We start from the raw sequence: 7,625 nt of genomic DNA, 5'->3' as shown, positions 1-7,625 counted from the left end.
TATGAAAACGATCCGTGGCCCAACGGCGATCGCCGCTTCGAGCGCGGCAAGATCGAACCCCATCTCGGGTTTCATCGCAATCTTGACGACATCGGCACCGGCAGCCAGCGGCTCTATCTCATGCAGCCCGAAGCTCGGCACCGTGGTGACGACCGAGGCGCCCGGCACCAGGACGGCGCGCGAGATGGCGGCGATCATCTCCTCGGAACCATTGCCGGCAACGATCATGCCAGGATCGATCGCCAGTTTTTCGCCAAGCGCCGCCCGCAGCGCCGTGCAGGCCGGATCGGCATAGCGCCATGGCTCGAAGGATGAGGAGGCCAATGCGGCCATGACGGCGGGAGAACACCCATCCGGGTTCTCGTTGCTGGCCAGCCGGGCGACATCGTTGCGGCCACTCAGCGCCCGCGCCATCGCGATGTTCATGCCGGCATTGTAGGGCGGCAAGGCGGCGATATGCGGATTGAGCGGCAGGCTCGACGCTGGTTTGACCGACTGTTCCAAATCCCGACTTCCGTTTCCCCGCGCCCACGCGCGGCAATCTTGTCAAATATCGAGGACGACTGATCCGCGCGGCTTGGAGCAGCACAACAGCACTTCGCTGCTTCCAAGCTCGTCCAGCGGTTCCTCGAAATAGGCGATGTCGCCCGAGATCAGCCGCGACTTGCATGTGCCGCAGATGCCGGCCCGGCAGCTGAATTCCGGCAACAGACCTTGGTTCTCGGCGAAGTCGAGCAACGATACGGCCGAGCCATCCCAGACGGCCGTCAGGCCCGACTTCCGAAATTCCACGGTTGTCGCTTCCCCGGCCGGCTCGATCCTTGCCGGCTGCGCTGGAACCGCGGGAACTCGCACTGCATCGGGCTCAAGCACCGTCGCCGGGCCGAAGAATTCGTAGGCAATGCGATACCTTGGCGCGCCAAGCTCGCGCAGCATGACGTAGATCGCCTGCATGAACGGCGGCGGGCCACAGAGGTAGAAATCATAGTCATCGATCGGCAGCAAACGCTGCAGCACGTCCCGCGAAATCATGCCTTCGCTATGAAAGCGCTGCTCGGCCTTGTCGCGCTCGGACGGGAGCCGGTAGCAGAAGTGTGCGGTCAGGCCGGGACGGGTCGAGACCAGGTCGGTCACCTCATCGCGCAAGGCATGCACATCGCCGTTGTCGCAGGCGTGAATGAAGACGGCACGGCGGTCCGGCAACGAAGCCAACGCATGCAGCATCGACACCATCGGCGTCAGCCCGACGCCGCCGCTGAGCAGCACGACTGGACGGTTGCTGGCCTTGTCGAGCACGAAATCGCCGCGCGGCCCTTCCGCCTGAAGCACATCACCGACGTCGATACGGTCATGCAGGAAGCACGAGCTTATCCCATCGGGAAGCCCCGGCCCGGGTGCTGCCTCACGCTTCACACTGATCCGATAGGAAGCGCTGTCTGGGGAACAGGAGATACTGTAGTTGCGCAGCACATATCCCCTTTCGCCGGCGGCCTCCCGCGCTACCGGAATCCGGAACACCAGGAACTGGCCCGGCTGGAAGTCGCGCCAGTCCTGTGGATCGACCGGCTCGAGATGGAATGAAGTGATGAGGGCGCTTTCGCGCACCTTCGCGACCAATTTCAGGTCGCGAAATCCGCTTCTTGCGATGGTGTCGCGAGCGGTGAATGCATTCATTCGGCAGCTGCCAATTGCTGGCTCTCGCTGGCGATCAGCTTGGCCAGGTTCCGGCGAAAGCGCAGCGGTCCGACATCTATCTTCAGATCGAGATTGGGCGTGCGCTTGTTTGCCATGCCCTTGTGCACGGCATTGAGCACGGTGCGGTCCTCGTCGAAGGCGCCGCGCACAGAGGTGGCGAACTGGCGGGAAACCTCCAAATCGTCGGGGGCGAAATTGCGCATCTGGAACCAGTAATATTTCGTCTGGTTCTCATCGACCGGCGTCATGAAGTTGTAGCTGTCCATGAGGAACACGTCCTCGTGCAGCGGCTTGCCCTCGCCGCCGGTGCGGGCCGGCACGAAGATCGCCTTGATGATTGCGTTGGAGGGGTAGCGCACTTCGTAGTGCTGCTTGCGGTCGCAATTGCCTGAGAATTTGAGGAAAGGCGCATAGAAGGGCGCCGGCGCGGCATCGACCACCCAGCGCCACACGGTCACGCCGTCCGCGCCTACGGTGGTTTCGAGTGGCGCATCCTCCATCGCCTGAACGCCGCCGAAGGAGGACTGGTGGACCCAAGACACATGCGAGGGGTCGAGCAGGTTGTCGGTCATGTAGAGGTAGTTGCAATCGAGCGCCATGGACTCGCCGCGATTGACGCCCCATGCCGGATCGCCCCAGTGGTCGACCGCGAAAATCAGCGCGGGGTCGGCCTTTGCCGCTTCGCCCATCCATATCCACAGCAGCCCGTAACGTTCGGCGATCGGATAGGAACGAACGCATGCCACATGCGGTATCTTTTCAGCACCGGGCACGCGCGTACAGGTTCCGGTGCTGTCGAAGGTCAGCCCGTGATAGCCGCATTCGACAGTGTCGCCCTTGATGCGGCCCATGGACAGCGGCAGCTTGCGGTGGGGACAGGCATCCTCGAGCGCCGCCACCACGCCATCGGTCCGGCGGTAGAGGACAATGTCCTCGCCAAGTATCCGGGTCGGCACCAGCCTGTCGGCGACCTCATGGTCCCATGCGGCAACGTACCAGCAGTTTCGAAGAAACATGGCGTCCTCCCGAGCTTGTGACGCCTAAACGAATATCTTGCGGGCCTGGGACGACATAGGGCTTGCATCTGTGTTCTATTTTAGAAAAACTAAATCAAGCTGACCCCAGGATTGTTGCCCAGGTGAAGAAGACGCCCCCACTGCGTGCGATACAGGCCTTCGAGGCTTTCGGCAGGCGTGGCAGTGTGACGGCGGCCGCCAACGAACTCGGCGTCTCCGTCGGCGCGGTCAGCCAGCAGATCCGCAAGGCCGAAGACGCGCTGGAGGCGCGGCTTTTGGAACGGCGCGGCAGGAGTGTCGCCCTCACCGCGCTGGGCCGCGTTTACCACGCAGCGGTTGCCGTCGGCTTCGAACACATTCGCGACGCCCAGGATCTCATCGAACAGGCCCGGTCCGCGGACACTTTGACCATCTCCTGCCTGCCGTCGTTGGCCAGCAAATGGATCGGCCCGCAGCTCCTGGATTGGCAGGTCGACCACCCCGGCGCGACCGTGCGGCTGGTGGGCGCCGAGACGGAGCCAAGGCTGGGCGCCGAACAAGTTGACTTCCGTATTTCGTACGGCACGAAATATCGTGATTTCGAGCACTACACCGAACTGTTCACCGACTGGGTGGTGCCGGCCTGCTCGCCGACGCTGCTGGCGAAACATCCGGTCGGCAAGCCCGCCGATATTCTCGATCTGCCGCTTCTCAGCATCGAATGGGCCCGCGATCACCGCTCGCCGCCGACATGGGCGGAATGGGCCGCAAGCATCGGCGCGGTGCACCGCAGAACATCCGGCGAAGTGGCCTTTTCCCTGTCGAGCGCGGCGATCGATGCGGCGGCCAACGGAAGGGGCTTTGTGCTGGCGCAACTGTCGATGGCTGCCGACGATATCGCGTCGGGCAGGCTCGTCGCCCCGTTCGACAAGCGGATCAGGCTGCCGGAACCTTATTTTTTGGCTTGGGATCGGGCCATTCTTGAGAAGCCTTTTGGTCCTGAGCTGCGAGCCTGGATTGTTTCGATTTCCAAGCGACTGGGCGCAACCTTAGCCGGATAGCCGAACACCGATCTGGAGACACAAGTTTGCATCTGCCGAGTTCGCGCGCACCAGCGTCTTAAGAGATCCAGACATTGGTCGGCGGTGTGCGGTCCCACGGATTGCTTCAGTTTGCCCTAGATATCTCGACAAAAGTCCGCTTTTTTCGCCCTTCTTGCACCGCTAGCCGTCGGGCGGCTTTGCGACCCAAAACAGCAGCGTTCGCGCCCTCAAGTCAACAGGGGTTCACTCAACTTCCCTGCTGTACGAGATCCCGGCGAACTCGGAGCCCCTGCTTGAGCAAATTCCGACGTACACGAAGTCCTGGCCCCGCCCACAATCGTAACGCCGGCTTCCTCATCAGCGTCCTGTAACCGGCGACGGGTCTCCAACGTGCCCGTGTCGTCATTGCCTGTAACAATTAGATCAAAAGTTTTCTGGCCTGCGAGAGGCGGCCTGCTGTTTTGCTCGAATCACTTGCGATGGAAGGTGCGGCGTTTCGGTGGCAGCCCCAGCGCGCTTTGAAATGGGATAATCCCTCGCAGATCGCCTTTGCAACGGGGATACCAATCTCGGATCGCGAAAGATCGGCGAACCAGACCTGCGAACCACAAACTTCGCCGATTTCATTCAGCAGGTCGGTGACGTTGCTTTCGCCAGCGCTTTCCAGGCCGTCGGCAGGCTTGCCGATGGCGAAACGAAAGTTGCGCACGTCAGCGAAACGCTTCCAGCGGGTCATCCGACAATCGTCATCGCTCATCGTTTTATTACGGGGCCGTTCTGCCCTTTCGGCATGGGCCTGCATTGCAGCTTCGGATTGTATCAATTCCAAAAACGCGGACCGGGCGGCAGCAACCATATCGAAGCTGCACCCGAAACCCACCGCCATATGCTCGCCACTGTCTTCGCAGCTGATCGCCGCCGTCACAATGGCCGTGCGGAAGGACGAGATATCGAGAAGCCAGAGCCTGCGTCCCGTTTCTTGGCGATGCTGCTGGATGTGAGACGCCAAGCCTTGGTCATCAAGCCGCGCGATATCCAGCCGCTTTCTCAGGGAGCCTCGGTGCCACCATATCCCTGTGGCGTCTCGTTCGACGAGTTCAAGCAAGGCGCGGGTTCTTGCATCCGCCCGCGTTGTGCCAGCGGCGCAACCATTGGTGTCGACGTTCAAGCTGCAATCGCCATATGCGACGTCACCAAAGCGGCCATAGCAGAGAAACGCCGGACAAAGCGCGACCCTATCGTCATGGAAGCTGCGAACGGACGCCCATAGCTGGGGATTGTTCAGATGATCCGTTGAAGGGATACTGTCCCAGCCACGCCACATTCTGTTGAGCCGATCGCGATGTCGGATCTGTTCCAGCGAAAAGCCCAATACCTGAATCGCATCGATCCTCATTCCATCGCCTGGAGAGCCGATGCGTGCTGACGCCGTGACGTCTTCGGCTCTGCAGGCCCAGCTGGAAATCTCCGCGGCCTCTCCGAGGCAAGACAGCACGGCCGTGCCGGCATCAAAGCCTTTGCCACTTGCCGTGAATCGTTTCTCATTCCCTTCGAATGGAGCAATGTTGGACATAGCCAGGAATCCACCCGGAACATCGAACACTTCAACGCCAATGTCGTGCCGTGTCGCGAAGTGCAAAAGGGGCAGCCCATTCTCGGGCGCAGCGACAAGGGTCGCAGCCAGATTCTCCAAAACATCCAAATCATCTTCACTCGACTGGCGGTCCCAGGTCGGGTCGTCTTGGTTCACCGTCATCGGCCGGCCGTGATGCATCAGCAGAGCAAGCGTTGTCCAATGCGACCCGCGCAACAGCATGTTGGCTCTTTCAATATCTTGGCTTCTGCTGTTTACGTAGGGTAAGCGGTGGCGCCCGTTGGCGACCGAGACGATAGCCGGCGGAGTTGACAATTTCCACAGACGGTCTGGCGATTAGGCTAATCGGCGGTTTCGAGCTTCGCAAGGGCTCGGAGACGTTCTCGTTGGGCAAGCGGAAGGCCTGCGCGATTCTCGCCTATCTGTTACTGAGCGGCAGGTCACGCGAGACGCGCGGGCGACTGGCGGCATTGCTTTGGAGCGAGCAGGACGAGGAGCATGCGCGCGGATCACTGCGCCAGTGCATAAAGGATCTCCGACGCCTGGCAAGCGAGACCAGGCTTAATTACCTCGCGGTCGACAAGCTCGTCCTGGGAATCGATCCGACTGCAATCCGTTCCGACATCGATGAGCTTGAACGTGCGCTCGACGACCGCAATTATGACGGTGCGCTGCTCCTGCTGGCCAAAGCCAGGGATGGACTTTGCGCCGGGTTGGACGATTGCGATCCTGTCTTCGACAACTGGCTGAGAATGCAGTCGACGATGATAACCGACAGGCTGGTGACACGGCTCGCAGCCTGGCTGGCGGCCGAGACAGACCCGAGACAGCGCAAATCCATCGCTGCGTGCATCCTGCAACTTGATCCGTTTTTCGACGATGCCGTGGTGGAGACCATTCGGAGGGTCTGTGAGGAAAGCGGTTATGCCCGCGCCCTAGCGTTCTTCGACCGCTACGCGGCCGAACTCAAAGCGGACATGGATCTGCGACCACCGGCAGAAATCCTCCACCTTCTAGAGGCGCTCAAGCCGGGCAACGACGGTGAAAAGCGGGCGGCTGACCCCGACCTTGCGCAAAGCGATCACGACAGCCGCATCCCAGGGAAGCCGACAATCGCCATCATCATTGCCAGGCGCGAAGCAGAGAACGAGCACCTGCAATTTGCCTTGGCGACAGAGCTTCTGGCTTCGATTTCCCGATTTAGGCATTGGACAGCCGTGTCAACGGAGTTGCAAGCCGGTGAATTCTCACTGGATCAGATGCATCAGGCGGCAGGCGAACACGTGGATATCGGCGTCCTCATCCGTCTGATCGACACGGATGGACCAGCAGTGTTCCAAATTACCTGCTATGATTTCCTGCAAGAAGGAGAAGCCTTCGTTCTCACCGTTCCGTCGGATCCGTCTTCCTGGCGCTCGGCCTTCAATGAAGTTTGCGCACGCTTTTCCGCGCGCCTGCAGATTGCCTTGTCCAGTGCCAGGCTGCATCGCATATCGCAAGCTTCCCCGAACCATTTCTCGGCCTATGATTGCTGGCTGGACGGACAGCGGCTTTCGATCATGTGGCGAAAGGACACCGAAGAAGCTGCCATCGCCCGCTACGAGGAAGCCATCCGGCTTGATCCCGATCTGTCCTGCGCTTATTCCAGCCTCGCTGCGGTGCTCAACTCGCGTTGGATCGTCGTTCCGGGTGCATCGTCGATCGAGCAGGATCTAAAGCGCGCATTCGAACTGGCCAAGCGTTCGGTCCTGCTCGACCCATTCGACCACCGCAACCAGGTAAATCTGGCCTGGAGCCACCTTCTGGCGCGACGCTGGGAGCTGGCCGATTTTCACTTCAGCCTTGCACATGAGCAAAATGCCGGGAACCCCGCGACGTTGATCGCCTACGCGCTGGCCAGCTCCTTCATGGGTGATCATCAACGGGCATCGGAGCTTTCGAAGCGCAGTTTCGACCTCAATCCCATGCCCGACGCTCACTATCATGGCTACCAGGCGACCATTGCCTTTCTCGCCAATGATCTGGAGGGGTGCGTGGCCGCTGCGGTCAAGAGCGATCAACTGTTCGCCGACATCCACGGCTGGTCGGCGGCGGCACTTGCGTTGCTGAAACGCAACCGCGAGGCCGGGGATGAGTTCAGACGTTTTCTACGCAACCTAACGGCGGCGTGGCAAGGGCCGGGTAGGCTTGACCGCGCTGTCGCCGTGGAGTGGTTCAAGACCGCTTTTCCGATCCGGTTACCAGTCGATCAGGAGAAGCTGGCCCGTGGCATCGAATTGGCAGCCCAGTCGGGCTGAC

At 60.9% G+C, this 7,625-nt stretch carries 5 protein-coding genes and 1 pseudogene; 2 read left to right on the top strand and 4 right to left on the bottom strand.

The window, feature by feature from the left end:
• From EN969_RS08965 to EN969_RS08955, 3 genes and pseudogenes are all read right to left on the bottom strand, one after another.
• Positions 1–504, bottom strand: a pseudogene (locus EN969_RS08965) (histidinol-phosphate transaminase); the annotation flags it as partial.
• A 42-nt stretch (positions 505–546) separates the two neighbouring features.
• Entirely contained in the window at positions 547–1,674 is a 1,128-nt protein-coding gene (locus EN969_RS08960) for a 2Fe-2S iron-sulfur cluster-binding protein (RefSeq protein WP_063168716.1), read from the bottom strand.
• Positions 1,671–2,711: an aromatic ring-hydroxylating dioxygenase subunit alpha gene (locus EN969_RS08955; protein ID WP_013530418.1), complete on the bottom strand. Its 1,041-nt coding sequence runs from the start codon at positions 2,709–2,711 to the stop codon at positions 1,671–1,673. The genes EN969_RS08960 and EN969_RS08955 overlap by 4 nt, the downstream gene beginning before the upstream one ends.
• Before the next feature lie 122 nt (positions 2,712–2,833).
• Between EN969_RS08955 and EN969_RS08950 the strand changes: the two genes are divergently transcribed.
• Positions 2,834–3,751, top strand: a complete 918-nt coding sequence (locus tag EN969_RS08950; protein ID WP_013530419.1) for a LysR substrate-binding domain-containing protein — start codon at positions 2,834–2,836, stop codon at positions 3,749–3,751.
• Positions 3,752–4,151: 400 nt separating this feature from the next.
• Here the strand turns inward: EN969_RS08950 and EN969_RS08945 are convergent, their stop codons facing one another.
• Complete coding sequence (locus tag EN969_RS08945; RefSeq protein WP_063168715.1) at positions 4,152–5,549, bottom strand: YcaO-like family protein; 1,398 nt, start codon at positions 5,547–5,549, stop codon at positions 4,152–4,154.
• Between the two features lie 164 nt (positions 5,550–5,713).
• Here EN969_RS08945 and EN969_RS08940 point away from each other — a divergent pair, with 164 nt between their 5' ends.
• Positions 5,714–7,624 carry a hypothetical protein gene (locus EN969_RS08940; protein WP_063168714.1) on the top strand — a complete coding sequence of 637 codons (1,911 nt, stop codon included), beginning with the start codon at positions 5,714–5,716 and terminating at the stop codon, positions 7,622–7,624.
• The last annotated feature ends 1 nt before the right edge of the window (position 7,625 follow it).

The sequence above is a fragment of the Mesorhizobium sp. M7A.F.Ca.CA.003.01.2.1 genome, assembly GCF_003998945.1.
GTDB classification, from domain to species: Bacteria; Pseudomonadota; Alphaproteobacteria; order Rhizobiales; family Rhizobiaceae; genus Mesorhizobium; species Mesorhizobium ciceri.
The sequence above is the reverse complement of the archived record's forward strand: the minus strand, read 5'-3'. Positions and strand labels throughout refer to the sequence as shown.

What these genes read in the sequence shown, in the direction of transcription:
- EN969_RS08945 (WP_063168715.1), bottom strand. Translation starts at nt 5,549, where the DNA reads ATGCTGTTGCGCGGGTCGCATTGGACAACGCTTGCTCTGCTGATGCAT.
- EN969_RS08955 (WP_013530418.1), bottom strand. Translation starts at nt 2,711, where the DNA reads ATGTTTCTTCGAAACTGCTGGTACGTTGCCGCATGGGACCATGAGGTC.
- EN969_RS08960 (WP_063168716.1), bottom strand. Translation starts at nt 1,674, where the DNA reads ATGAATGCATTCACCGCTCGCGACACCATCGCAAGAAGCGGATTTCGC.